Origin of the sequence: Novosphingopyxis iocasae (assembly GCF_014334095.1) — a bacterium.
Taxonomy (GTDB): Bacteria; Pseudomonadota; Alphaproteobacteria; order Sphingomonadales; family Sphingomonadaceae; genus Novosphingopyxis; species Novosphingopyxis iocasae.
Genome location: NZ_CP060495.1, coordinates 630,616 through 655,482 on the forward strand (window position 1 = coordinate 630,616; position 24,867 = coordinate 655,482).

Annotated in this window: 25 protein-coding genes; 13 read left to right on the forward strand and 12 right to left on the reverse strand. The window is 61.4% G+C overall.

The window, feature by feature from the left end; all coding sequences use genetic code 11:
* The first annotated feature begins 106 nt into the window (after positions 1-106).
* From H7X45_RS02985 to H7X45_RS03000, 4 genes are all read left to right on the forward strand, one after another.
* Entirely contained in the window at positions 107-670 is a 564-nt protein-coding gene (locus tag H7X45_RS02985; protein WP_187336077.1) for a DOMON-like domain-containing protein, read from the forward strand.
* A gap of 65 nt (positions 671-735) precedes the next feature.
* Positions 736-1,950 (forward strand): exo-beta-N-acetylmuramidase NamZ family protein, encoded by a 1,215-nt coding sequence (locus H7X45_RS02990; protein WP_246449606.1) that lies wholly within the window; start codon positions 736-738, stop codon positions 1,948-1,950.
* Entirely contained in the window at positions 1,914-3,161 is a 1,248-nt protein-coding gene (locus H7X45_RS02995; RefSeq protein ID WP_187336079.1) for a JmjC domain-containing protein, read from the forward strand. Before H7X45_RS02990 ends, H7X45_RS02995 begins: the two co-directional genes overlap by 37 nt.
* 102 nt (positions 3,162-3,263) lie before the next feature.
* Positions 3,264-3,581, forward strand: coding sequence for an alkylphosphonate utilization protein (locus H7X45_RS03000; RefSeq protein WP_187336080.1), 318 nt, complete (start codon positions 3,264-3,266; stop codon positions 3,579-3,581).
* Between the two features lie 65 nt (positions 3,582-3,646).
* On the opposite strand, the gene H7X45_RS03005 is transcribed toward H7X45_RS03000, so the two are convergent.
* A complete protein-coding gene (locus H7X45_RS03005) occupies positions 3,647-4,831 on the reverse strand; it encodes a vWA domain-containing protein (protein ID WP_187336081.1) in 1,185 nt (394 codons plus the stop codon).
* A gap of 84 nt (positions 4,832-4,915) precedes the next feature.
* On the opposite strand from H7X45_RS03005, the gene H7X45_RS03010 reads away from it, so the two are divergent.
* On the forward strand, positions 4,916-6,367 hold the full coding sequence (locus H7X45_RS03010; RefSeq protein WP_246449608.1) for a methyl-accepting chemotaxis protein: 1,452 nt from the start codon (positions 4,916-4,918) through the stop codon (positions 6,365-6,367).
* An 18-nt stretch (positions 6,368-6,385) separates the two neighbouring features.
* Here the strand turns inward: H7X45_RS03010 and H7X45_RS03015 are convergent, their stop codons facing one another.
* The 6 genes from H7X45_RS03015 to H7X45_RS03040 all read right to left on the reverse strand — a co-directional run bounded on the left by H7X45_RS03015 (position 6,386) and on the right by H7X45_RS03040 (position 13,284).
* Entirely contained in the window at positions 6,386-7,231 is an 846-nt protein-coding gene (locus H7X45_RS03015) for an AAA family ATPase (RefSeq protein ID WP_187336083.1), read from the reverse strand.
* Between the two features lie 81 nt (positions 7,232-7,312).
* Complete coding sequence (locus H7X45_RS03020; protein WP_187336084.1) at positions 7,313-7,966, reverse strand: DUF6975 family protein; 654 nt, start codon at positions 7,964-7,966, stop codon at positions 7,313-7,315.
* A gap of 134 nt (positions 7,967-8,100) precedes the next feature.
* On the reverse strand, positions 8,101-10,137 hold the full coding sequence (gene rpoD / locus H7X45_RS03025; RefSeq protein WP_187336085.1) for an RNA polymerase sigma factor RpoD: 2,037 nt from the start codon (positions 10,135-10,137) through the stop codon (positions 8,101-8,103).
* A gap of 36 nt (positions 10,138-10,173) precedes the next feature.
* Positions 10,174-12,048: a DNA primase gene (dnaG, locus tag H7X45_RS03030; RefSeq protein WP_187336086.1), complete on the reverse strand. Its 1,875-nt coding sequence runs from the start codon at positions 12,046-12,048 to the stop codon at positions 10,174-10,176.
* A 61-nt stretch (positions 12,049-12,109) separates the two neighbouring features.
* Positions 12,110-12,838, reverse strand: coding sequence for a hypothetical protein (locus H7X45_RS03035; protein ID WP_187336087.1), 729 nt, complete (start codon positions 12,836-12,838; stop codon positions 12,110-12,112).
* Positions 12,835-13,284: a GatB/YqeY domain-containing protein gene (locus H7X45_RS03040; RefSeq protein ID WP_187336088.1), complete on the reverse strand. Its 450-nt coding sequence runs from the start codon at positions 13,282-13,284 to the stop codon at positions 12,835-12,837. Before H7X45_RS03040 ends, H7X45_RS03035 begins: the two co-directional genes overlap by 4 nt.
* 163 nt (positions 13,285-13,447) lie before the next feature.
* Between H7X45_RS03040 and carA the strand changes: the two genes are divergently transcribed.
* The 5 genes from carA (at position 13,448) to H7X45_RS03065 (ending at position 19,441) form a co-directional block, all read left to right on the forward strand.
* Positions 13,448-14,623, forward strand: a complete 1,176-nt coding sequence (carA, locus tag H7X45_RS03045; protein WP_187336089.1) for a glutamine-hydrolyzing carbamoyl-phosphate synthase small subunit — start codon at positions 13,448-13,450, stop codon at positions 14,621-14,623.
* Positions 14,623-14,847: a methionyl-tRNA formyltransferase gene (locus tag H7X45_RS03050; RefSeq protein WP_187336090.1), complete on the forward strand. Its 225-nt coding sequence runs from the start codon at positions 14,623-14,625 to the stop codon at positions 14,845-14,847. The genes carA and H7X45_RS03050 overlap by 1 nt, the downstream gene beginning before the upstream one ends.
* Complete coding sequence (carB, locus tag H7X45_RS03055; RefSeq protein WP_187336091.1) at positions 14,847-18,200, forward strand: carbamoyl-phosphate synthase large subunit; 3,354 nt, start codon at positions 14,847-14,849, stop codon at positions 18,198-18,200. Before H7X45_RS03050 ends, carB begins: the two co-directional genes overlap by 1 nt.
* Positions 18,201-18,288: 88 nt before the next feature.
* Positions 18,289-18,765, forward strand: a complete 477-nt coding sequence (gene greA, locus H7X45_RS03060) for a transcription elongation factor GreA (protein WP_187336092.1) — start codon at positions 18,289-18,291, stop codon at positions 18,763-18,765.
* A gap of 34 nt (positions 18,766-18,799) precedes the next feature.
* Positions 18,800-19,441, forward strand: a complete 642-nt coding sequence (locus H7X45_RS03065; protein WP_187336093.1) for a rhomboid family intramembrane serine protease — start codon at positions 18,800-18,802, stop codon at positions 19,439-19,441.
* A 20-nt stretch (positions 19,442-19,461) separates the two neighbouring features.
* Here H7X45_RS03065 and H7X45_RS03070 read toward each other — a convergent pair whose 3' ends face one another.
* The 5 genes from H7X45_RS03070 to H7X45_RS03090 all read right to left on the reverse strand — a co-directional run bounded on the left by H7X45_RS03070 (position 19,462) and on the right by H7X45_RS03090 (position 21,609).
* Complete coding sequence (locus H7X45_RS03070; RefSeq protein WP_187336094.1) at positions 19,462-19,686, reverse strand: DUF4170 domain-containing protein; 225 nt, start codon at positions 19,684-19,686, stop codon at positions 19,462-19,464.
* 114 nt (positions 19,687-19,800) lie between these two features.
* Positions 19,801-20,298 (reverse strand): YtxH domain-containing protein, encoded by a 498-nt coding sequence (locus tag H7X45_RS03075; protein ID WP_187336095.1) that lies wholly within the window; start codon positions 20,296-20,298, stop codon positions 19,801-19,803.
* Entirely contained in the window at positions 20,295-20,630 is a 336-nt protein-coding gene (locus H7X45_RS03080; protein WP_187336096.1) for a hypothetical protein, read from the reverse strand. Before H7X45_RS03080 ends, H7X45_RS03075 begins: the two co-directional genes overlap by 4 nt.
* On the reverse strand, positions 20,627-21,049 hold the full coding sequence (locus tag H7X45_RS03085) for a phage holin family protein (protein WP_187336097.1): 423 nt from the start codon (positions 21,047-21,049) through the stop codon (positions 20,627-20,629). The genes H7X45_RS03080 and H7X45_RS03085 overlap by 4 nt, the downstream gene beginning before the upstream one ends.
* 32 nt (positions 21,050-21,081) lie before the next feature.
* Positions 21,082-21,609 carry a hypothetical protein gene (locus H7X45_RS03090; protein WP_187336098.1) on the reverse strand — a complete coding sequence of 176 codons (528 nt, stop codon included), beginning with the start codon at positions 21,607-21,609 and terminating at the stop codon, positions 21,082-21,084.
* 214 nt (positions 21,610-21,823) lie between these two features.
* Between H7X45_RS03090 and H7X45_RS03095 the strand changes: the two genes are divergently transcribed.
* The 3 genes from H7X45_RS03095 (at position 21,824) to H7X45_RS03105 (ending at position 24,823) form a co-directional block, all read left to right on the forward strand.
* Positions 21,824-22,159: an FtsB family cell division protein gene (locus tag H7X45_RS03095; RefSeq protein ID WP_246449612.1), complete on the forward strand. Its 336-nt coding sequence runs from the start codon at positions 21,824-21,826 to the stop codon at positions 22,157-22,159.
* Between the two features lie 283 nt (positions 22,160-22,442).
* Positions 22,443-23,393, forward strand: coding sequence for a pyruvate dehydrogenase (acetyl-transferring) E1 component subunit alpha (gene pdhA / locus H7X45_RS03100; RefSeq protein WP_425498187.1), 951 nt, complete (start codon positions 22,443-22,445; stop codon positions 23,391-23,393).
* On the forward strand, positions 23,393-24,823 hold the full coding sequence (locus tag H7X45_RS03105) for a pyruvate dehydrogenase complex E1 component subunit beta (protein ID WP_187336100.1): 1,431 nt from the start codon (positions 23,393-23,395) through the stop codon (positions 24,821-24,823). The genes pdhA and H7X45_RS03105 overlap by 1 nt, the downstream gene beginning before the upstream one ends.
* Positions 24,824-24,867: the final 44 nt, after the last annotated feature.

The window sequence follows — 24,867 nt, forward strand, 5'->3', positions numbered from 1 at the left end:
GGTGGGGCCAAGAGGGATCGGGCCACGCTAAGGCAGGAAAAATCTTTGGATGGCGCGCTCACCGAACGGCTTCGACAGCATGACGGGAAAGCTATATGGTTAGAGGATGACCCAATCCTTCACTCCGTCTGAGCCTCACGAGACCCTGGCGTTGTCGCCGCATCCCAATGGGCCTGTTCCGAACGACATCAGCCTGAACGTCGCGATCGAACGCACAACCAGCGGCCTAAAGCTGCGCTATCATCTCGAGATCGCCGAGGAGCGGCTGGCTCTCCCGGACCCGGCCGAGGCGGCGCGCGCGGATGATCTCTGGCAGACCACCTGTTTCGAACTGTTCCTGCGCCGTCCGGGCGAGAGCGCCTATGAGGAGTTCAATTTCTCGCCCTCCTATCGCTGGGCGGCCTATCGCTTTACGGATGTGCGCGAGGGGATGACGCCGCTGGACTTACCGGCACCGCCCGTTACCGGCCTTGATGCTTCAGCGAGCCATTTTGCGCTGGAGGCGGAACTGGTGCTTCCCTTTGAATGGCGGGTAAAGGCGCTCGAGGCGGCGGTTTCGGCGGTAATTGAGACGGTGGACGGCGATAAAAGCTACTGGGCGGTCGCACATCCCGGGGCGCAGCCGGATTTCCATGATCCGGGCAGTTTTGTGCTCAAGCTGCCGGCCTGAGTCGCCGCCCTGAAGTTGCAATCACTGGTCTGCGGCGGATCGCCGGAGCGATGGAGTATATTGGTTTGAGCGAGTTCAAATTTGGGATCGACCGCCTTCTGAGTGAACCCGAACTGCGCGCGCCGCTGAAAGGCAAACGCGTGGCACTGGTGGCCCATCCGGCATCTGTGACCGCGGACCTTACGCATTCGCTGGACGCGCTGGCGGGATGTGAGGATATCAATCTGACCGCTGCCTTCGGCCCGCAACATGGGCTGAAGGGCGATAAGCAGGACAATATGGTCGAGACGCCGGACGAGACCGACCGCGTTCACGGCATCCCGGTGTTCAGCCTCTACGGCGACGTTCGCCGCCCGAAAGGCCAGTCGATGAGCACCTTCGATGTGGTCCTGATCGATCTGCAGGATCTCGGCTGCCGCATCTACACTTTCGTCACGACGCTGCTCTACATGATCGAAGCCTGCGCCGAGCATGGCAAGGAAGTCTGGGTGCTGGACCGGCCCAATCCGGCGGGTCGCCCGGTCGAGGGGTTGACGCTGCGTCCCGGCTACGAAAGTTTCGTCGGCGCCGCGCCCATGCCGATGCGTCACGGATTGACGCTGGGTGAAATGGGGCGTTGGTTCATCGATCATTTCAGGATCGAGGTGGATTATCGCGTCGTCGAGATGCAGGGTTGGCAGCCGGATGCCACGCCGGGTTTCGGCTGGCCGGAAAGCCGCATCTGGATCAACCCCAGCCCTAATGCGCCGAACCTGTCCATGGCCCGCAGCTACGCTGGAACGGTGATGCTGGAGGGCGCGACGCTGAGCGAGGGGAGGGGGACGACCCGCCCGCTCGAGATCTTCGGCGCACCGGATATCGATGCGCGCGCCGTGATCGATACCATGCGCACGGCCGCGCCGGAATGGCTGGAAGGCTGCGCACTGCGGGAAATCTGGTTCGAGCCGACGTTCCACAAGCATGCCGGACAGCTGTGCCACGGGGTCCACATTCACCCGGAAGGCCGCTTCTACGATCATGCCGCGTTCCGGCCCTGGCGCCTCCAGGCCCTCGCTTTCAAGGCGATCCGGCGGCTCTACCCGGACTATCCGCTGTGGCGTGGTATGGACTTCAAATATGAATATACCGAGGGCCATCTCGCCATCGACGTTATCAATGGCGGCCCCGCTTTGCGCGAATGGGTCGACGACCCACAATCCACGCCGAGCGATCTCGACGCGCTGGCGCATGGTGACGAGGCGGCATGGTGCGCGGCAAGCAGCGATTTCCTGATTTATTGAGGTTCTTCAAGATGACCAACGGCACCGATGACAGTCCTAGCCGGTTGGCGAATTTTCTGACGCCTACTTCGCTCGATCGTTTTCTGTCGGAATATTACGATAATGTGCCGCTGCACGTCTCTGCCGATGATGCCGCATCGGATCGGCAAGAGCTTATGGACAGTGCAACGGTATCCGCGCTGCTCCGCAACACGGTCCACTGGCCCGAACCCGGTCTGAAGCTCGTCGCAAACGGACAGTCGATCGCGTCTGCACATTATCATTCTCTGCGCGAACTGGCGAACGGTGCTCAACAAGTCCCCAATGCGGATTTGATCGAAGGCCTGATGCGTATGGGCGCGACCCTGATCATCGATGGGCTGGAGGACCGGGTGCCGCCCCTTCGACGGCTGTGCGAGGCGTTGGGCCGCCAGTTCGCGGCAAAAGTCGGTGTCAATCTTTATGCTTCCCAATCCGGGGTGGCGGGCTTTGCGAGTCACTGCGACCCCCACGAAGTCTTTGCCGTCCAATGCGAAGGCGAGAAAGTCTGGCGCATTTATGCCAATCGAGCGGATCGACCTGTTTCAGGCACTATTCTCCGCGATCAACAAGCGATCGATCGAGCGAAGGGGCCGGTTGCTTATGAAATCCGAATGCAGCCGGGTGACCTTCTCTATATTCCGCGTGGATATTATCATGACGCTTTGGCTACAGGCGGATCATCTTTGCACCTTACTTTTGGCGTGCAACCGCTTTACGGATTGGCAATATTCGATCTTCTCCGCGATCTCGCGCGCAACGATACGCGAATACGGGCTTATTTTCCGTCGGCGAATGATGGGTCGCGACTTGAGCAACATCTCGATCAGATTGCCGAAATCGTGGCCGACCTCATTAGGAAGCCAGGGCTACGAGAAGATATTGCTGTAAAACAGCGTCTTCTGGCGGGCAGAGGGAGTGCTGAACCCACCAGCTCGTCCGACCGTATTTTTTCGCGGACGGGTTTGCGAGCTCATGTTGAGCAACCGAGTTCGGGTTCGGTTCTCGTGCTCGGCGGAAAAAGGGAGCCGGCAGGCTTTCTAAGTGATGCCGCGCACTGGGCACTATCACAATCCAGTTTTACTTCATTCCAGATTGAAGCGCGTTTTGCTCACCATCCAAGAGGAGAGGTTAACGCCTTGCTGGACTTGTTGCTGAAGCACGGGGCGTTCGTCGAACAACGTCCCAATTGAGTCCATCCAAAGGGGCATTACGCGCGCAATTCTGGACTCTATCGGGTTGCTAATCGCGACCCTGTAGCAGGGTTTCAGCAGACGAGGACAAGGAGCCGAAATATGGCCGATGAAGATTATGTGTATGATGAGGAAAGCGGCGAGTGGATGCCGGCGTCGGAACTGACGGCGAAGCAGTCGGCGGATGCGGTGGACGATGACGGACCGCTTGAAGTGCGTGATGCTGTCGGCAATCTACTGAGCGATGGCGATCAGGTGACGTTGATCAAGGACCTCGACGTCAAGGGTGCGGGCCAGACGCTGAAGCAGGGCACTGTGATCAAAAGCATCCGCCTGACCGGCGACGCGCAGGAGATCGACTGCAAATATCCCGGCATCAAAGGCCTCGTCCTGCGCGCGGAGTTCGTTAGGAAACGCTAAGCCGAAGGCGCTATAAGGAAGTTTGTCGGAGGCGGCGACCTAGGATATCGATCGCTGCGCTGAGACTACTGCCCCTGCTTGCGGCTCAGTTCGCGCATCGCATCGTCAAGACCGTCCAGCGTCAGCGGATACATGCGGCCGTCCACCAGATCGCGGATCATCTTCACGCTCTGCGAGTAGCCCCACTGGCGCTCTGGCACCGGGTTGATCCAGGCGGTGGCGGGGTAGGTATTGGTCAGGCGGTGCAGCCAGACCGCGCCCGCTTCCTCGTTGAAATGTTCTACGCTGCCGCCTGGATGGCTGATCTCATAGGGGCTCATCGACGCATCGCCGACGATGATCACTTTATAGTCATGGCCATATTTGTGCAGGATATCCCAGGTCGGCGTCCGCTCGGTGAAGCGGCGGCGGTTGTCCTTCCATACGCCTTCGTAAAGGCAATTGTGGAAATAGAAGAACTCCAGATTCTTGAACTCGCTCGTCGCCGCGCTGAATAGCTCTTCAGTCAGTTTTACGAACGGATCCATCGATCCGCCGACGTCCAGAAACAAGAGCAGCTTCACCGCATTATGCCGTTCGGGCCGCATGTGGATGTCGAGCCAGCCCTGCTTGGCGGTGCCGCGAATGGTGGCATCGATATCCAGCTCTTCCGCCGCGCCTTCGCGCGCAAACCGGCGCAGCCGGCGTAGCGCCACCTTGATGTTGCGCGTGCCCAGCTCCCGCGTGTTGTCGAGGTTTTTGAACTCGCGCTTATCCCAGACCTTCACCGCCTTTTTGTGGCGCGATTCTCCGCCGATACGCACGCCTTCCGGATTGTAGCCCGAATTGCCATAGGGGCTTGTGCCGCCAGTGCCGATCCACTTGTTGCCGCCTTGGTGGCGCTCTTCCTGTTCTTCCAAGCGCTTCTTGAGCGTATCCATCAGCTCGTCCCAGTCGCCGATCTTTTCGATCTCCGCCATTTCTTCCGGAGACAGATATTTCTCCGCGACCGCTTTCAACCAATCTAGCGGAATATCCTGCTGCTCGGTCCCATAGTTCGTCTCCAGACCCTTGAAGACCTTGGAGAATACCTGATCGAAGCGATCCAGCTTGCCTTCGTCTTTCACCAGCGTGGCGCGCGCGAGATAATAGAACTCCTCGGGCCGCCGCTCGATCACCTCGCTCTCTAGCGCCTCAAGCAGCATCAGATGTTCTTTCAACGTCACCCCGATCCCGGCGGTGCGCAGTTCGTCCATGAAGGCGAAGAACATTGTTCGGAATTCCTATTCTGCGTTTACGCGGCGCTAACCATCTGGAGGCTAGCAGTCGTCGGGACTAAAAGGGAAACGTTACCAGTGAAGCATGAGATCATCCAGACCTCCGCTAGCGAAGCGCTTGCGCAGATTCCGGCAAGTTGCGGCGAGGTTACGGTTGGTTGCAGCGACGTCGCCGGTATCGTCCAAACCGTTATTGCATCATCAGAGCGGCTGCGGCGCGAGCATGGAGCGCTGATCGATACGGTCGGCGCGCTTGAAGCAGACCAGCGGCAAGTGGTCGATGCCAGCGACGAGGCACGGTTGCTTTCCGAACGCGCGCGTGAGCGTCTTGCGGAAGGGGCACAGCTCATTCGCGGGTCACTCGAACATATCGAAGGGCTGCTCGAACTCGTTTCGGCGCTGGGTGATCACGTATCCGGCTTCGCCTCGGCCATGGATCAGGTCAAACGCAGCTCCCAGACGATCGATGAAATTGCGCGCACCACGAACATGTTGGCGCTGAACGCCGCCATCGAAGCGGAAAAAGCCGGTGATGCAGGACGCACTTTTGCGGTCGTAGCCAGCGAAGTGAAGGAACTGGCCCGCGGAACTCGCGAGGCGACAGACGATATTTCGCACACGATTGAATCGCTCGGTAGCGAAGCAGAGCAGGTGATCGCCAAGATCGAGCGCGGAACGAAGTCGAGCGACACCGTTCAGAAATCGATCGGCCGTATCGAGGGAACGCTGTTGAGCGTTACCGATCTGGTGCTGGAAGTTGATCGGCAGAACGACGATATCGTGCAGGCGACAAGTACCATCAGCAGCCACGTTGAAAAACTTCGCAACGTACTGGGTGCCTTCGACACCGCGGTATCCGACAATAATGACAAGCTGGCGGACGCCTATGAACGCGTCGGACGGCTGGAGATGACTGCGAACGAGATGTTCGATAGCATCGTTAAGGCAGATCTTGCGCCCGAGGACCGTGAGCTTGTGACCCGAGCCTGGGATGTCGCGCAGAAGATCGCGGCGCTCACCGAAGAGGCCCTCGCGAACGGCAAAGTGGCACGAGCAGACCTGTTCGATACGGATTACAAACCGATCGGAAACAGCAAGCCGCAGCGCTACCGGACGGGCTTGTGCGACTGGGCCGATATACACTGGCGGCCCATTCTCGACGATGTGTCAGCCTCGGATCCTAGGATTTTGGCCTGCGCCTGTACCGACCGCAATGGATATTTGCCGACGCATCTCAGCCGTCATTCGCGTGCGCCCACGGGTGATCTCACCCATGACACAGAATATTGCCGTAACGGGCGCATCATAATGTATCCGATTGACCGAAAGGCCAAGGCGAGCACCGCGCCCTATATGATGGCGGTTTATCGGCAGGAGGGGGATGGCCGGGAATATCTGGTTGTGCGCAATGTATACATGCCGCTGATTATCGACGGGACGCGCTGGGGCGATTTCGAGATCGCCTACAATCTGGACGCGAAAAGCGCTTCACGGACGTTGATTGCGGACGGACTTCGCCACAACACTTAGAGACTGGTCGGCAAAGAATTAGCCGCCCTGGCGGCGCGCCATGAAGGCGAGCCGTTCGAACAGCATGATGTCCTGTTCGTTTTTGAGCAATGCGCCGTGGAGCGGGGGGATTGCCTTGGTCGCGTCCTTCGATTGTAGCACGTCGAGCGGCATGTCTTCCGCCAGCAGCAGCTTGAGCCAATCCAGCAGCTCACTGGTCGACGGCTTCTTCTTGAGGCCCGGCACATCGCGAACTTCGTAAAAGATATCCATTGCCTTGCGCACAAGGATCTTCTGGATGTCGGGGAAGTGCACGTCGATGATCGCCTGCATCGTCTCCCGGTCCGGAAACTTGATATAGTGGAAGAAGCAGCGGCGCAGGAACGCATCGGGCAGTTCCTTCTCGTTGTTCGACGTGATGATTACAATGGGCCGCTCGGCCGCCTTCACCGTTTCGCCGGTTTCGTAGACGTGAAATTCCATCCGATCGAGTTCCTGCAGAAGGTCGTTCGGAAACTCGATGTCCGCCTTGTCGATCTCATCGATCAGAAGCACCGGCATTTCAGGGGAGGTGAACGCTTCCCACAGTTTACCGCGCTTGATGTAGTTCGAAATATCGTGGACGCGTTCGTCGCCAAGCTGGCCGTCGCGTAGCCGCGCCACGGCATCATATTCGTATAGGCCCTGATGCGCTTTGGTGGTGGATTTGATATTCCACTCGATCAGCGGCGCGCCCATGGACTTGGCCACTTCCGCGGCAAGCACAGTCTTGCCCGTTCCCGGCTCTCCCTTGATCAAAAGCGGGCGCCGCAGCGTGGACGCGGCGTTGACGGCCACCTTCAAATCATCGGTGGCGACATAGTCCTGGGTGCCCTCGAAACGCATATGGTCCGTCCTTGATCGGTATCGTTTGAGGACGGATTAAAGTGCGCGTTCCTTGCATGCAAGCGGGCTCGGGCAAGAACCTTATTGCGCGCGCAGTCTGGCCCGGGCCGCCAAAAGGCGCCAGGCACCGCGCTGAAGCTGAAATAGCTGATCCGCGCCGAACATCATTGCCCGCGAAACGGCCGGTGTGGCGGAAAGGCTTTCGGCCAGATCGCGCACTTCCCTTTCTCTCGGCAGCGCGCACAGAGGCGGATCGATGCCCAGGCGACGAGCGAGCGGATCGAGTATGGCGCGCAGATCCGGCCAGTCGAGCGCGAACGCCAGCGCCGCGCCAATGGCGCAGCCCCGCCTTTCTGAGCGGGAGAGCAACTGGAAGGAGCCGCGCAGTTCTACCGCGGCTGCCTCGCTATGATCGTCTTCGGATACGCCCGTCACCGGCCCCGCATCGACGGTAAGACGCGTAATATAGAGCCGTTCCTTCATGAAGGCGTCGGCTGCATCGTCAAGCCAGGCGCGCTCGTCGCCCGTTGCAGTGCTGGCGGCGTGATCGATAACGCCCGGCCTGCGCCCGTGAAGCAGGCACAGAAAGTGAACGAGGTCTGCCAGTTCGGGTGGCTGCGCGTTCGCGAGCAGCGCTTGATAATGCGCGGCCGAGGCGTGACCCTCGCTCTGCTTCAGGGCGATAAGCCGGTCGCCCGCCCCGATCGGGGCATCGAATTGCTGCTGTGCTGTCACGAGCGGTCCTGTCCCTCCACACCAACCGGCGGCAAAAAGCTGCCCCCGGGGCCACGGCAAAACTACGCCGCAATGCTGAAGAGGCAGTTACCAGTGCGTCTCAGCCAGTGGGCAACTGGTGGATAGCCTGTGGATTACTGGTCCAGGAAGCTTCGCATCTTGCGGCTGCGGCTCGGGTGCTTGAGCTTGCGCAAAGCTTTCGCCTCAATCTGGCGGATACGTTCGCGGGTCACGCTGAACTGCTGGCCCACTTCCTCCAGCGTATGATCGGTGTTCATGCCGATGCCGAAACGCATGCGCAGCACGCGTTCCTCACGCGGTGTGAGCGATGCCAAAACGCGGGTCACCGTTTCCTTCAAATTGGACTGGATCGCCGCATCCACCGGGATGATCGCGTTCTTGTCCTCAATGAAATCACCCAGATGCGAATCCTCTTCGTCGCCGATCGGCGTTTCGAGGCTGATCGGTTCCTTGGCGATTTTCATCACCTTGCGAACCTTTTCCAGCGGCATGGAAAGGCGTTCGGCCATTTCCTCCGGGGTAGGCTCGCGGCCCTGCTCGTGCAGGAACTGGCGGCTCGTGCGCACCAGCTTGTTGATCGTCTCGATCATGTGGACCGGGATACGGATCGTGCGCGCCTGATCGGCGATCGAGCGGGTGATCGCCTGGCGGATCCACCACGTCGCGTAGGTGCTGAACTTGTAACCGCGACGATATTCGAATTTGTCCACCGCCTTCATCAGGCCGATATTGCCTTCCTGAATGAGGTCGAGGAACTGCAGGCCGCGGTTGGTATATTTCTTGGCGATGGAGATCACGAGGCGCAGGTTCGCCTCGACCATTTCCTTCTTGGCGATGCGCGCCTCGCGCTCGCCTTTCTGCACCATATTCACGATGCGGCGGAATTCGCCCAAGGACATGCCAGTGGCCGACGCGATATCGCCGATCTCGGTACGGATACGGTCAACCGCATCGGCTTCATTATCGACGAATTTCTTCCACTTACGGTCGATACCAGAGACCGTTTCGAGCCAGTTCTCATCCAGCTCATGGCCAACATACTGCTCCAGGAACTGGCCGCGCGGCACCTTGTGGCGCTCGGCAAGGCGCAGCATCTGGCCGCCCAGCGTGGTGAGGCGCCGGTTAAAGGCATAAAGCTGGTCCACCAGATATTCGATCTTGGTCGCGTGGAACTGTACCGATTCCACCTCGGCGGTCAGATCTTCACGCAGCTGGTGATACTTCTTCTCCTGCGCGGCGCTCAGATCATTTCCGACGCCAAGCGCGTTCATGCGCGTTTCCTGCAGCTTGGAGAATTTGCGGAAAAGATCTTCGATCCGCGCGAAGCGCTCCAGTGCGCCAGGCTTCAGCGTCTCTTCCATCTGCGCTAGGCTAAGGGTGTTGTCCTCCTCGTCCTCTTCATCCTCACGCTTCTTGCGGGCGGAAGCGCCGTCTTCATCCTCGTCGTCGCCTTCGTCCGAATTATCTTCCTCGTCCTCTTCATCCTTGTAGGACGGTCCGGCAGTCTTTTCGCTGATCTCGCCGTCGTCGTCCTCGTCTTCTTCCATATTCTCCGGAGCAGGCTCCTTGGAGAGCATGGCGTCGAGATCGAGAATCTCACGAAGCTGCATCTCGCCCTCGTTCAGGGCGGCGGACCATTCAATGATGGCGTGAAAGGTGATGGGCGATTCGCAAAGACCCAGGATCATCGTGTCCCGGCCAGCCTCGATCCGCTTGGCGATGGCGATCTCGCCTTCGCGGCTCAGCAGTTCGACCGCGCCCATTTCGCGCAGGTACATGCGCACCGGATCGTCCGTGCGCTCACCCGCGGCGGGCTTTTTGACAGCGGCCTTCTTGTCCGCGCCCTTCTTGTCGGCGGAATCCTTGGCGTCGACGCTTTCGACTTCGTCTTCAGGCTCTTCGGCGGCTTCCTCGTCATTTTCGACGATGTTCACGCCCATTTCGGAGATTGCGGACATCACGTCCTCGATCTGCTCCGAATTCATCTGATCCTGCGGAAGAGCGTCGTTCAGCTCATCATAAGTGAGATATCCGCGCTTCTTAGCGCGGCTCAGCAATTTTTTGATTTTCGCGTCGTTGAGGTCGATCAGCGGTGCATCGCCATTATCCGCATCACCGTTCGCTTCGTTCTTCTTCGCCCGAGTTGCCAATGCTCTACTCTCTCAATTTGCAATGAGGGGAGGGGGTTAGCCCTCGTCCTGCATAAGGTCGGCGAGCCGACGGTCGAATTCCTCCCGCACGGCGCGCAGTCTCTGTTGTTCTGCGTAACTATCTTCGGTCAGGTTCGTTTCCGCGGCGCGGGTCGCGCGTTCCAGCGCGGCCTCGATCGCGGGGCGTTCCACCATGACGCGAATAGCTTCGCACAAATCCCGCTTTGCCCGTTCGACGACCCCATCAGGAGCCGCGCCGGGTGTGTTTGGCCGATTGAAGGAAAAGATCAGCGGCTCGGCCCCGTTCGGCCCTTGCGCTCTATTATACAATCCAGCTGCGGCTGATATGGGATAATCCCCACGTTGATCAACCCCTTTGGCGTGCCGGGCTGCCGGAACGGATAGCAGCGCGTCCAGGCGCTCGGCCAATTTCGCGTCCGCGGGGTGAAAATCGCCGAGAATTTCGAAATGCGAATGGGCGATGTCGGGATAACGCTCCAGCCCTGCTACCACGGCGCAAGCCATGGCATGGTCGAAGCTGGCCGCATTGAAGCCCTTTAACGCTGCCGAGGCGGGGCGGGGCGCAGGACGCCACGGTGCGCGGCCCGGACGAGAATTGTTACCGCGCTCATATCGACCTTGCGGACGCTGCTGGCGCGCGAACAGCGAATCGAGCCGCTCGCGAAAGGCTGCATGATAATGATGGCGAATGTCGTCATCGCGAATGTTCGTCGCATGCCCGTTCAGCCGGGCTTTTAGCGCCGCGCGCTGTTCAGGCGTGACGAGCGGGGCGGCGGCGCGTTCGTGATTCCATAGTCGCTCGACCAGAGGCTCTGCGCGTTCCAGCAGCTCTGCAAAGGCGCGCGGGCCGGCGCTGCGCACCAGATCGTCCGGGTCCTGTCCAGCGGGAAGCGTCACGAAGGCAAGGCTGTGGCCAGGGCGCAGCAGCGGCATCGCACGCTCGGCGGCCCGCATGGCCGCGCGCTGGCCCGCGCTGTCCCCGTCGAAGCAGAGGACGGGACATTCGGTGTGCTTCCACAGCATCTCGATCTGCGTTTCGGTAAGCGCGGTGCCGAGCGGGGCGACCACATCCGCGAACCCCGCCTGCGCCAGCGCGATCGCGTCCATATAACCTTCGACCACGATCATCCGGCCCGTCTGGCGCGCGGCGGGCGCGGCCTTGTCCAGATTGTAGAGCGTGCGCCCCTTGTCGAACAGCGGCGTGTCCGGCGAGTTCAGATATTTGGGCGTGCCGTCGCCCAGGATCCGGCCACCGAAGGCGATCACGCGGCCGCGGATATCGCGGATCGGGATCATCAGCCGTCCGCGAAAGCGATCATAGGGCTGCTTGCCCTCCACATCGATCAGCAGCCCCGCCTCGATCAGCTGCGGCTCCTCGAATCGCGACAGCTCCCGCAGCGTGCCGCCGCGTTCGTCCGGCGCAAAACCGAAGCCGAAATTCTTGACGATCTCGCCCGAAAAGCCGCGCTGTTCCAGATAAGCGCGCGCGCCTGCGCCCTCCAGGCCACCCAGCTTGTCTCGGTAACGCGTCTGTGCCGCTTCCATCACATCGTGCAGACTGGCGCGCTTTTCCGCCTGCCGCGCGGCGCGGGGATCGGGGGCGGGCACGTCCATGCCGGCCTCGTCTGCCAACGCCTTGACGGCTTCCATGAAGTCCAGCCCCTGGTGCTGGATCATCCAGTCGATTGCGCTGCCATGCGCGCCGCAACCGAAGCAGTGGTAAAAGCCCTTTTCCTCCACCACCGTAAAGCTCGGCGATTTCTCGTTATGGAACGGGCAGCACGCCTTGTACTCACGCCCCGCGCGCGTGAGTTTGATCGATCGGCCGATCAGCGAGGACAGGCTGATCCGGTCCTTGAGCTGGTCGAGCCATTGCGGGGAAAGGGTCATGCTCTCAGTCTAGGCAGCGCCCCGGGATTCGCCAAGGCGGCATTGCCGCCACCGCGTGAAATCAGGTGCAACCGGTCGCGTCGCCATCCGCCTGCGGGGCGGGGAAGGGGCCGGTGCCGTTCGCCGTGAACCCGTCCGCGTCGAAACCATAGGCCTTGGCCGGGCCCTGTGGCGGTTTCCTGGATTTCCAGAAGAAGGTGACCGGCTCACCCGTGCCCCAGAATTCTCCGGAGGCCACTTCCCATACCAGCTTGCCTTCGTTGCACGAGACGGTGAACGTCCCTTGCGGGCCGAGCGCCGCGCGCGCTTGTTCCAGCGAATAGCCGGCATGGCCGACGAAACCGCCCGCCGGCATGTCGGTACGGAAGGTCACCGATTTGGCGACCGGCTTGATCGCTTTAGGCGTGCCGATCGCATCGTCATTGGGCTCGTCCACGCCCGGCGTCACGACATGGACATAGGTGTAGATCGTGTCCGCAGGTAGCTTCGCCGGATCGCACACGCTGATGTTTTCGGGACAGGCGACATAGCTGCGGATATCCCCGATCGAGGTGCCGTCGGCCATCAGCAGCGAGGCTTCGACTTCCGGCCCGGCGGGGCCTTCGATCTTGCCGCCCAGCTGCTCCCGGCCGAAATCCTCGGCATTGATCACGAAATCGTCGGTCTGCGCTTCGAGCGCAGCTTCCTTCGCCTCGCTCGTCGCGTTGCTCTCGTTATCGACATCGTCGGCGCGCGCGCAGGCGCCGAGCGCCAGCGAAGCGGCAAGGGCGGTAAGGACGATGGGCTTCATGACAGGCTCTCCTTCACGAGCGCGCTGGCCCGGCTCATGTCGAGCTCGGTCCCGTGGCGGGCCTTCAGCTCGGCCATCACGCGCCCCATATCCTTCATGCCCGAAGCGTTAAGATCCGCTTTAATGCCCTCGATCGCCGCGCGCGTTTCGTCTTCGCTCATCTGCGCGGGCAGGAACTGTTCGATCACGGCCAGCTCGCTGCGTTCGGCGGCGGCCAGCTCATCGCGCCCGCCATCCTCGTACATCTGAATCGATTCGCGGCGCTGCTTCGCCATCTTCTGCAGCACGTCGATCACCATCGCATCGTCGTCGCCCGGCTCCTTGCCGCGCAGTTCGATATCGCGGTCCTTCACCTTGGCCAGCATCAGGCGGACTGCGGCCAAGCGCTCCTTGTCCCCGCCTTTCATGGCGGCGATCTGGGCAGCCTTCAGCTCATCGCGAATCATGGGTTCAGCTCCGGAAATGTCGTGAGAAATAAAGTACCACCATAGCGGCCTTCCCCGATCTTTCCTAGATTGACCGTGCAGCCTTGCCGGTTGTAGCCCATCGCCACTTCGAAAGGCCGCCGAGCGCGGCCCGATCGCACGCGCAAAACAAGGATTTCGCCCCATGTCCGATACCGGCATTCCCGACGCTCCGCCCGGTGCCACGGGGTTGCTGTTATTGCCCAGTGGCCGCGCCGTCTGGGGCAAGGGCTTCGGCGCGGAAGGCATGCGCGTGGGCGAACTGTGCTTCAACACGGCGATGACCGGCTATCAGGAAGTGATGACGGACCCCAGCTATGCCGGGCAGATCATCACCTTCACCTTCCCGCATATCGGCAATGTCGGCGCGAACGACGAAGACGTGGAGGCGGATCACGCCCACGCGCTGGGCTGTCTGGTGCGCGAAGACGTGACCGCGCCCAGCAACTTCCGCCATGCCCAGCGTTTCGACGACTGGATGGCGGGCGAGGGGCTGATCGGCCTGTCCGGCGTCGACACCCGCGCGCTGACCCGCCTCGTCCGCCGCGAAGGCGCGCCGGGCGCGGTAATCGCCTACAGCAAGGAAGGCCTGTTCGACCGCGATCTGCTGATGAAGGCGCTGAACGACTGGACCGGGCTGGAAGGCATGGATCTGGCAGGCGAAGTCACCGGCGAGGAAACCCATCTGTGGGACAAGGGCGGCACCTGGGAACTGGGTAGCGGTTTTGCCGATAGCCCGCGCGACGGCGCGCCCCATGTCGTGGCAATCGATTACGGTGCCAAGCGCAACATTTTCCGCAACCTCGTGCGGGCGGGTGCCCGCGTCACCGTCGTGTCGGCGCGCGCCTCGCTCGACGATATCATGGCGCTGAAGCCCGATGGCGTGTTCCTATCCAACGGCCCCGGCGATCCCGCGGCGACGGGCGAATATGCCGTGCCGGTGATCCAGGGGCTGCTGGAGCGCGACATGCCGATCTTCGGCATCTGCCTCGGCCACCAGCTGCTCGGCCTCGCGCTCGGCGCGAAAACGGCAAAAATGTTCCAGGGTCACCGCGGCGCGAACCATCCGGTCAAGCGCCTGGAAGACGGCGTGGTCGAGATCACTAGCATGAACCACGGTTTTGCCGTGGACGGCGGCACGCTGCCAGAGGGCGTGACCCAGACGCATGTCAGCCTGTTCGACGGAACCAATTGCGGGCTCGAAGCCAAGGGTGGCCGCGTCTTCGGCGTGCAATATCACCCGGAGGCCAGCCCAGGCCCGCAGGACAGTTTTTATCTCTTCGAGAAGTTTGTTGGGAAGCTGTCGAAGGAGGCAGTGTGATGGCAACCGTTCGCGATTTCGAAATTGGTGATTTGGATCACGTCCGGCCTCACGATGACGTGGAAGCGGTCGTTCGCCTCATTGAATGCGACGGAGAGAAACTAATCCAGATTGATACCTTTGGCAGATCCACAAGAGAGATGCCTGGGAAGCTTTCACAATCTTTAAGGCTTGATGCAACGGCATTTCACAAGTTGACCAAGCTGGGACAAGAGCACTTCTAATGCCCAAACGCACTGACATCTCCACCATCCTCGTCATCGGCGCGGGGCCGATTATTATCGGGCAGGCTTGCGAGTTCGATTATTCGGGCACTCAGGCCATCAAGGCGCTGCGCGAGGAGGGCTATCGCATCGTCCTCGTGAACTCCAACCCCGCCACGATCATGACCGATCCGGACATGGCGGACGCGACTTATATCGAGCCGGTGACGCCCGAAATGGTTGCCAAAATCATCGCCAAGGAACGCGCCGAGCGGCCGGACGAGGTGCTCGCCGTGCTGCCCACCATGGGCGGGCAGACCGCGCTCAACTGTGCGCTGGCGCTCGACAAGGACGGCACGCTCGAAAAATATGGCGTGGAGCTGATCGGCGCGAAGGCGGATGCGATCGACAAGGCGGAAAACCGGCAGCGCTTTCGCGAGGCGATGGACAAGATCGGCCTGGAAAGCCCGCGCTCGGCCACCGTGCACACGATGGAAGAGGCGCTTGAGGCCGTGGAGCGTACGGGCCTGCCGGCGATCATCCGTCCCAGCTTCACCATGGGCGGCACCGGCGGCGGCATCGCGTATAACCGCGAGGAGTTCGAGGAAATCGTGCGCGGCGGCCTCTATGCCAGCCCGACCACCGAAGTGCTGATCGAGGAATCGGTGCTCGGCTGGAAAGAATATGAGATGGAGGTCGTCCGGGACCGGAACGACAACTGCATCATCATCTGCTCGATCGAAAATGTCGATCCGATGGGCGTCCACACGGGCGATTCCATCACCGTCGCGCCAGCTCTCACGCTGACCGACAAGGAATATCAGATCATGCGCAACGCATCGCTGGCGGTGCTGCGCGAAATCGGCGTGGAAACCGGCGGATCGAACGTGCAGTTCGCGGTCAATCCGAAGGACGGCCGCCTGGTCGTGATCGAGATGAACCCGCGCGTATCGCGCAGCTCTGCGCTCGCCTCCAAGGCCACCGGTTTTCCCATCGCCAAGGTCGCAGCGAAGCTGGCCGTAGGCTATACGCTGGACGAGATTGCCAACGACATCACCGGCGGCGCGATGCCTGCGAGCTTCGAGCCGACGATCGATTACGTCGTCACCAAGATCCCGCGCTTCGCCTTCGAAAAGTTCAAGGGCGCCGAGCCCTATCTCGCCACCTCGATGAAGTCGGTGGGCGAGGTGATGGCCATCGGCCGCAGCTTTGCCGAAAGTATGCAGAAGGCGCTGCGTGGCCTGGAAACCGGGCTCGACGGCTTCAACCGCGTCCGCGACATTCAGGGCATCAGCCGGGAGCGGATCGTGGAGGCGCTGTCCAAGGCGACGCCGCAGCGCATTCTGGTGGTGGCGCAGGCGATGCGCGAGGGCTTCACCGTCGAGGAAATCCACGCGATCACTTTCTATGATCCGTGGTTCCTGCGCCAGATCGAGGCGATCATCAAAGCCGAGGCGGATATCGAGGAAAACGGTCTGCCGATCGACGCAGCTGGGCTGCGACGCCTGAAGGCCATGGGCTTTTCCGATAGCCGCCTTGCCAACCTCGCGGTCGATTCGGTCCACGTCGCGCACGGCACGGGGCGCACTGTCGCCCAGTCGCGCGGGCTGATCGGTTCGGTCATCCAGGCAATGGCTGGCGCAACGAACGAGGCGGAAGTCTGCGCGCTGCGGCACAAGCTTGGCGTGCGGCCCGTGTACAAGCGCATCGACAGCTGTGCGGGCGAGTTCGATGCGGCCACGCCTTACATGTACTCGACCTACGAAGCGCCGATCTTCGGTGAACCGGAGGATGAAGCCGAACCGTCCGACCGCGAGAAGGTCGTGATCCTGGGTGGCGGCCCCAACCGGATCGGGCAGGGGATCGAGTTCGACTATTGCTGCTGCCACGCCTGCTTCGCGCTGGAAGAGGCTGGCTACGAGACGATCATGATCAACTGCAATCCGGAAACGGTGAGCACCGATTACGACACGTCCGACCGGCTCTATTTCGAACCGCTGACCGCGGAGGACGTGCTCGAAGTGCTGCATATCGAGCAGACGAAGGGCAAACTGAAGGGTGTGATCGTGCAGTTCGGCGGACAGACGCCGCTTGGCCTGGCGCAGGCGCTGGAGGATGCGGGCATTCCGATCCTGGGCACCGATCCCGACGCGATCGATCTGGCCGAGGACCGGGAGCGGTTCGCGAAGCTCATCCGCAAACTCGATCTGAAGCAGCCCGAGAACGGCATTGCACGCAGCCTGGAGGAGGCGCTCGCAGGAGCGGAGCGCATCGGTTATCCGGTGCTGCTGCGTCCGAGCTATGTGCTCGGTGGCCGCGCGATGGAGATCGTCGACAGCCCCCAACAGCTCGAAAATTATATCGAGACCGCGGTGCAGGTGTCCGGCGACAGCCCCGTCCTGATCGACCAATATCTGCGCGATGCCACCGAGGTGGATGTCGATGCGATCTGCGACGGCGATCAGGTGGTGGTCGCGGGCGTGCTTGAACATATCGAGGAAGCCGGTGTCCATTCGGGCGACAGCGCTTGTTCGCTTCCGCCGCATAGCTTGCCCGCCGGCATCATCGCCGAGATCCGTCGTCAGACCGAGGCGCTTGCCTTCGGCCTAAATGTGCGCGGCCTGATGAACGTGCAATTCGCGGTGAAGGACGGCGAGGTGTACCTCATCGAGGTGAACCCGCGCGCCAGCCGCACCGTGCCCTTCGTCGCCAAGGCGATCGGTGTGCCGGTGGCCAAGATCGCCGCGCGGGTGATGGCGGGCGAAAAGCTGGCCGACCTGCCCGCGATCGATCTCGACATCGATCATGTCGCGGTGAAGGAGGCGGTGTTCCCCTTTGCGCGCTTCCCCGGCGTCGATCCGGTGCTGAGCCCGGAGATGAAGTCTACCGGCGAAGTGATGGGCATCGACGGCGATTTCGCGACGGCCTTTGCCAAGTCGCAAATCGGCGCGGGCATGAAACTGCCGATGGAAGGCACGTTGTTCGTGTCCGTGAAGGACAGCGACAAGCCGGTGATCCTGCCCGCCGTCCGCGACGCGCTTGAGCTGGGCTTCAAGGTGATCGCCACCGGCGGCACCGCGGCTTTCCTGCAAGGGGAGGGGCTTGAGGTGGAGCATGTGAACAAGGTGGCCGAGGGACGGCCCCATATTGTCGACCGGATCAAGGACGGCAGTGTGGATATGATCTTCAACACGACCGAGGGCTGGCAGTCGCTGAAAGACAGCGCCAGCATCCGCGGTTCGGCGCTGCGACAGAACGTCGCAAGCTATACCACTGCAGCAGCGGGCGTGGCGGCGATGGGGGCAATCCGGGCGTTGAAGTCACACCACCTTGAAGTTCGCTCACTTCAGGACTATTATTCGCGGTCGCAGTAACTCCCTTACAATTTAGCGAACTGCGTGCGGATGGCACTGGCCAGCCGCGGGGGATTTGGTTTTAGATTCAGACGTGAAGGATGCCGCCATGGCGACGTTCGATAAGATGCCGATGTTGGCAGAGGGAATGGAAAAGCTTCGTGCGCAGTTGAAGCTGCTGAAGGAGGAGCGTCCTTTGATCGTCGATGCGATCGAGGAGGCGCGCGCGCATGGCGATCTCTCGGAGAATGCCGAATATCATGCCGCCAAGGAGCGTCAGGGCCAAGTAGAGGCGTCCATCGCCGATATCGAAGACAAGCTCAGCCGCGCGCAGGTGATCGATCCGTCCGAACTATCCGGCGACAAGGTGGTGTTTGGTGCCACCGTCACCATGCTCGACGAGAACGACAAGCCGATCAAATATCAGATCGTGGGTGAGGCGGAAGCTGATGCCAAGCAGGGCAAGCTGAGCTATTCCAGTCCGCTCGGCCGTGCGCTGATCGGCAAGAAGGTGGACGAGGAAGTTGAGGTGACCGTCCCGTCGGGCGACAAATATTACCTCATCGAGAAGATCGAGTTCATCTGATTTTCTTCGCGGCCCGGACGATGGAGCCCGCCCGATGAACATGCCGAAGGGGCCGCTGACCAACATTCTGGTCGGCATCAACGTGCTGATCTTTGTGCTCGTCTGGTTGGGTGGATTCCAGCAGCAGGCGGTGATCGAGGGCGCGCTGATTCCGGCGCGTCTCACTGGCGCGCTGGGCAGTGCGGGCGCTTATGATTTCTGGTGGCCGGCATGGGTGACATTGCTGACCCACGCCTTTCTGCACATCGATTTCAGCCATTTGCTGTTCAATATGCTGATCCTGTTCTTCTGCGGTCGCTTCGTCGAACTGGCGCTGGGCTGGAAACTGATGGGACTGGTCTATTTGACCGGGGCGATCGCGGGCGGTCTCGCCGAAACGGCTTGGTCTCCGGGCTCGCTCAATCCCGTTCTGGGGGCGAGCGGCGCGATCGCCGCGATTATCGCAGGCTATATGGTGTTATTTGCGCGCAACAGGCCGAAGCCGGTCGGGCCCTTGCCGGCCGAGATCGCGCGCGGCGCGCAACTTTTGCTGCTGTGGATCGGCCTCAATCTGATGATGGCCTTCGCGTTCGGCGGCGACGGCATTCAGATTGCCATCGCCGCGCATATCGCGGGTTTTATCGTCGGGCTGGTGCTCTCGCGGCCGCTACTGATCCTGCGTTACCGGAACGCCTGAACGGATCAGGGTTTGCCGGATTACGGATTCGCCGGATCGCCGGGCTCCAGCAGCCGGTGCAGATGCACCACGACATAGCGCATCTCCGCATCGTCCACGGTGCGCTGCGCCGCCGAGCGCCAAGCCTCTTCGGCCTCTTCGTAATTGGGGAAAATGCCGACGATATCGAGCTTGTCGGTATCGGCGAATTCCAGCACGCGCGGATCAGAGACCCGGCCGCCGAAGACGAGATGAAGCTTGGCCATGATCGGCATCCGTTCTTTGAGACGTGTTGAAGGCCGCGCCGTTACCAGCGCGGCCTTTCCGATTCAAGACAGCCCTCAAAACATTCCCGAGAGAATGCCATCGGAGTGCGTTATTCAGGCGCCTTCAGCGTTGGCGACTGCCGATTTATCGGGATGCTTGGCACCTTCGGCCGCTGCCTTGCCGGCTGTCTTCGCGGCACCGCCAGCCTTGTCGACCAGCGTTTTGAACTGGTTCTTCACCGCATCGCCGCTCAGGCCGAGTTGATCGATCTGCTGGCTGCCGGATTCCTTGGCAGCTTCGAACGCGCTTTTGGCACGCATGTTGAGGTCGCGGCCCGTCTTGCCGAGATATTCCTGTTCCTTGCGCGTGCGCGGAAGCAGCGCACCAACCGCAGCGCCGATGGCAAGACCGCCGAAAAGTACGGCCAACGGGTTTTTCTCGATCTGCTCGCCCGACTTGTGGCCGAGCTCACGCGCTTTGACCTTGGTATTTTCCGCGCCACGCTTCACCGCGTCACGGCTGCTGTCATAGGCGTGACCAGCTTTTTCCTTCGCGGAATTCGCGGCATGCTTCACGCGGCCTTCGCCGTCCTGATTGCTCTGTTCGGTCATAGTCTTTCTCCATCAAAATTTTTGGTAAGCGGCGCGGGTTCGGCAACATGGCAGCGGTGATGCCGCTTCCAGCGCCGCACGGAATGGGTGATCAGTCCGGCAGCCAGTGCGGCAAGGCCGCCAAGCAGGATCGGGTCACGGTTCTGAACCGCCTCCGCCTTGGCATCTGCAATCAGCCGTTCCACTTGGCCGCGCTTGCGGCGCTTGACTTGGCCAACCAGCGCGCCGGGAGTGATTTCCTGCTTCGCAGTACTGATGCTGCGCTTCAGCTTTCGGCGCACCGCCTTTCGGGCGATGTCGAGTTCGGCGACCCGTTCACGACGTGCGGTCATAGCTCATCCTCTTCATCGCGGCTGCCATGACTTGGTGTTGGGATTGCCAGTTTTCTGGCGCGCTTAAGAGCGATCCATGCCAGCAGTCCGGAGACTGTCAGCGTAACCAGCACCACGATGACGGTTGCCCAGATCGGCCCGACCCGAGCCGATAGCACGAGTAGCGTACCGAGAATGAGGGCGGTAAATGCTGAGGCAGCCAGCGCAATTGCCGCGCCGAACAGCAAAGCGGCCTGCTTCGCCAGCGACTTGGAATAGCGCAGCCTGGCACTCCAATAGGCCTTTTCCGCGCCGATCAGCGTTTTGACATCGCCTACGAGTCGATCGACATTCTCGTGCAACGTCTCACCGACGGGAGGCGGTATGTCCTCGCGTGCCGGTCCGTCTCGATAATGATCGGCTTCTGCGATATCACTCATTCCTGGCCCCGCCCTTTTTGCCCGCATCAATCTCAAACGTTGTCGTCGAGATCGAGGCCGGATTTGACGACGCGCGAGGCTGCAAATCCGAGGGCCGCAGCGATGCCGATGGCGATGGCAGGGCTCTTGCGAACGAACGCCTTGGCGTCTTCCAGCAGTTCATCGATATCCTTGGCGTCGAGCTGAGCTGCGATGTCATCGATCGATTTCGCGGCAGAGCGGGCGAAATCGCCATAGGTCTGGCCGACATCTTCGTCGAGCTTGCTGGCGCTGGCTTGAATGGCCTTCGAGACGCCGCCGACTTTCTCAACGGCCTTGGATTTGCCGTCGGTTGCTGCGCTGCGTGCAGAAGACAGCGCCTTATCCTTCAAGCCAAGGGCCTGTTCTTTGGCAGAACTCTTGACGTCCGACGCGGCTGCTTTGGCCTTCTCGGTTTTGCTTTCGCTGGTCGCGTCGCCGGAAGACGCCGCGGCGCTGGTTGCGGGTGTTGCCGAAGTGGTGCCTGCGGCCTGCTGAACGCGGGCGGTGCGTGCGGAGCTTTCGCTGGTCTCGTTCGCCATGATGTGTTCGGTCCTTTCATTAGGCGGAGGCAACCATCTGGTCTCGGTCACCGTCCGCATGGATGGTTTGTCTCTCGAACGAAGCCTGCTGCAGCTTGTTCCGTTGCCGAACCGAAATCATCTCGGTTCTCGCCCGCCAGCCGATACGCATACGGCTCGCCGACCGTAAGAGACCTGCAATTGAGCGCTAAAATCTTGCCATTGCCCGGCGTGTATGATTCAGTTGCCAGCGATGATGCGCCGCCGCCCGAAGATCCAGTCACTGCTCTATTCGGCGCTTGGCCCCGGCCTAGCGCTGATGGCGCTGCTCGCCATCGCGGCTTATGCCATGCTCGGGCCGACGGGCATCCTCGCCTGGAGCGATTACAAAACCGGGCTGGCCGAGCGCGAAATCGAGCTGGCGAAGCTGCAGGAGGAGCGCGACGCCCTGCGCAATCGCGCGAGGCTCCTGGACGGTGACCGTGTCGACCCGGATCTGGCCGGGGAAATGATGCGCAAGGAACTGGGCGTCGCCGCCCCGGACGAAATTATCGTCCCCCTCGACGAGTAATGACAAGATCTGCCGCTCGCATAGCTATGCAGAGCCTCTAATCGCTTGCGGCAACCTGTTGCGCGGCCCGCGCATTCCGCTAGGGAAGGCAAACCACTTCGGGGGCCGCGGAAGGCCCCGACGGGAAAGGATTCAAATGGCGAGAACTCCGCAGAAGAAGCAAACCGCGAGCAAGTCGAAGGCCGCGGAAAAGGATGCCCCGGAGGACCGCCTCCACGGGCATACGCAGATCACCGACGATGCGCCCGGCAACCCTGAGCTTTACGAGGCGAGCGAAGATGAGATGCTGGAGTTCTATCGCCAGATGCTGCTTATCCGGCGCTTCGAGGAGAAGGCGGGTCAGCTTTACGGCCTCGGCCTGATCGGCGGGTTCTGCCATCTCTATATCGGCCAGGAAGCGGTTGCGGTCGGCCTGCAGTCGGCGCTCGACGGCGATCTCGACAGCGTCATCACCGGCTACCGGGATCATGGCCATATGCTCGCTTATGGGCTCGACCCGAAGGTGATCATGGCAGAGTTGACGGGGCGCCAGGCCGGCATCTCGAAGGGCAAGGGCGGCTCGATGCACATGTTCTCGGTCGAGCATCGCTTCTATGGCGGCCACGGTATCGTCGGTGCGCAGGTGCCGCTCGGCACGGGTCTCGCCTTTGCCCATAAATATCGCGGCGACGGCGGCGTGTGCCTCGCCTATTTCGGCGACGGCGCGGCAAATCAGGGGCAGGTTTACGAAGCCTTCAACATGGCCGAGCTGTGGAACCTGCCGATCATCTTCGCGATCGAGAACAACCAATATGCCATGGGCACGAGCGTCAACCGCTCCTCTGCGGAGGACAAGATGTTCCGCCGCGGCCAGTCCTTCCGCATCCCCGGCATTCAGGTCGACGGCATGGATGTGCTGGCGACGCGCGGCGCGTGCGAGCTGGCGCTGGAGCATGTGCGCGGCGGCAACGGCCCCATCATCCTAGAGCTGAAGACGTACCGCTATCGCGGCCACTCCATGTCGGACCCTGCAAAATATCGCAGCCGCGAGGAAGTGCAGGAGATGCGCGAAAAGTCCGATCCGATCGAGCGGCTCAAGGCCAAGCTGATCAAGGATGGCCATAGCGAGGACGATCTCAAGGCGATCGACAAGGAAATCCGTTCGATTGTCAGCGACGCGGCGGACTTCGCCGAAAGCTCGCCCGAGCCCGATCTCGATGAACTTTATACCGACGTGCTGGTGGAATCCTACTGATGGCGATTGAACTAAAAATGCCCGCGCTCTCTCCGACCATGGAGGAGGGCACGCTCGCCAAATGGCTGGTCAAGGAAGGAGACACCGTCTCTTCCGGCGACATCATGGCCGAAGTCGAAACCGACAAGGCGACGATGGAATTCGAGGCCGTGGACGAAGGCACGATTGCCAAGATTCTGGTTGAAGAAGGCACTGACGAGGTGAAGGTCGGTTCCGTCATCGCGCTTCTCGCTGAGGAAGGCGAGGATGTTGAGGAAGTTGCCAAGGGCGGCGGTTCTGCCAAGTCCGGCGGCGAGACCAAGGCCGCTGCCGACAAGGATCAGGCGGCCGATGGCGGCGATGATGAGGATCGCCACGAGCGTCCGGGTAAGAGCGCGACCAAGGATATGGCTGACGCGGGCGAAACCGAAATCCTGAACGATCCGGAAATTCCGGAGGGCACCGAGTTCGAAACGCTCACCCTTCGCGAAGCGCTGCGCGATGCGATGGCCGAGGAAATGCGCGACGACGACCGCGTTTTCGTGATGGGCGAGGAAGTGGCGCAGTATCAGGGCGCCTACAAGGTCACCCAGGGCCTGCTCGACGAGTTCGGCGACAAGCGCGTGATCGATACCCCGATCACCGAATATGGCTTTGCCGGCGTCGGCACGGGCGCGGCGATGGGCGGTCTGCGCCCGATTGTCGAGTTCATGACGTTCAACTTCGCTATGCAGGCGATCGACCATATCGTGAACTCGGCCGCCAAGACCAACTACATGTCCGGCGGCCAGATGCGCTGCCCGGTCGTGTTCCGCGGACCCAATGGCGCGGCGAGCCGTGTGGGTGCCCAGCACTCGCAGAATTACGGGCCCTGGTACGCCAGCGTTCCCGGCCTGATCGTGATCGCGCCCTATGATGCGCAGGATGCGAAAGGCCTGCTGAAGTCCGCCATCCGCAGCACCGATCCGGTGGTGTTCCTGGAGAACGAGCTCCTCTACGGCCGCAGCTTCGAAGTGCCCAAGCTCGATGATTTCACCTTGCCGATCGGCAAGGCGCGGATCATGCGCGAAGGCAAGGACGTCTCGATCGTCAGCTATTCGATCGGCGTCGGCCTCGCGCTGGAAGCCGCCGACATGCTGGCAGGTGAGGGGATCGAGGCGGAGGTGATCGACCTGCGCACGCTGCGTCCTCTCGACAAGGCGGCGGTGCTAAAGAGCCTGAAGAAGACCAATCGCATGGTGGTGGCCGAGGAAGGCTGGCCGACCTGCTCGATCGCGTCCGAAATCGCCGCGATCTGTATGGAAGAGGGCTTCGACGATCTCGATGCCCCGGTCATGCGCGTGACCAACGAAGACGTGCCGATGCCCTATGCGGCGAACCTGGAAGAAGCGACGCTGATCGATGCCGAGCGGATCGTCGCCGCCGTGAAGAAGGTGTGTTACCGCGACTGATGGCGTTACGGGCGGCGGGATGCACTCCCGCCGTCCTTATGATG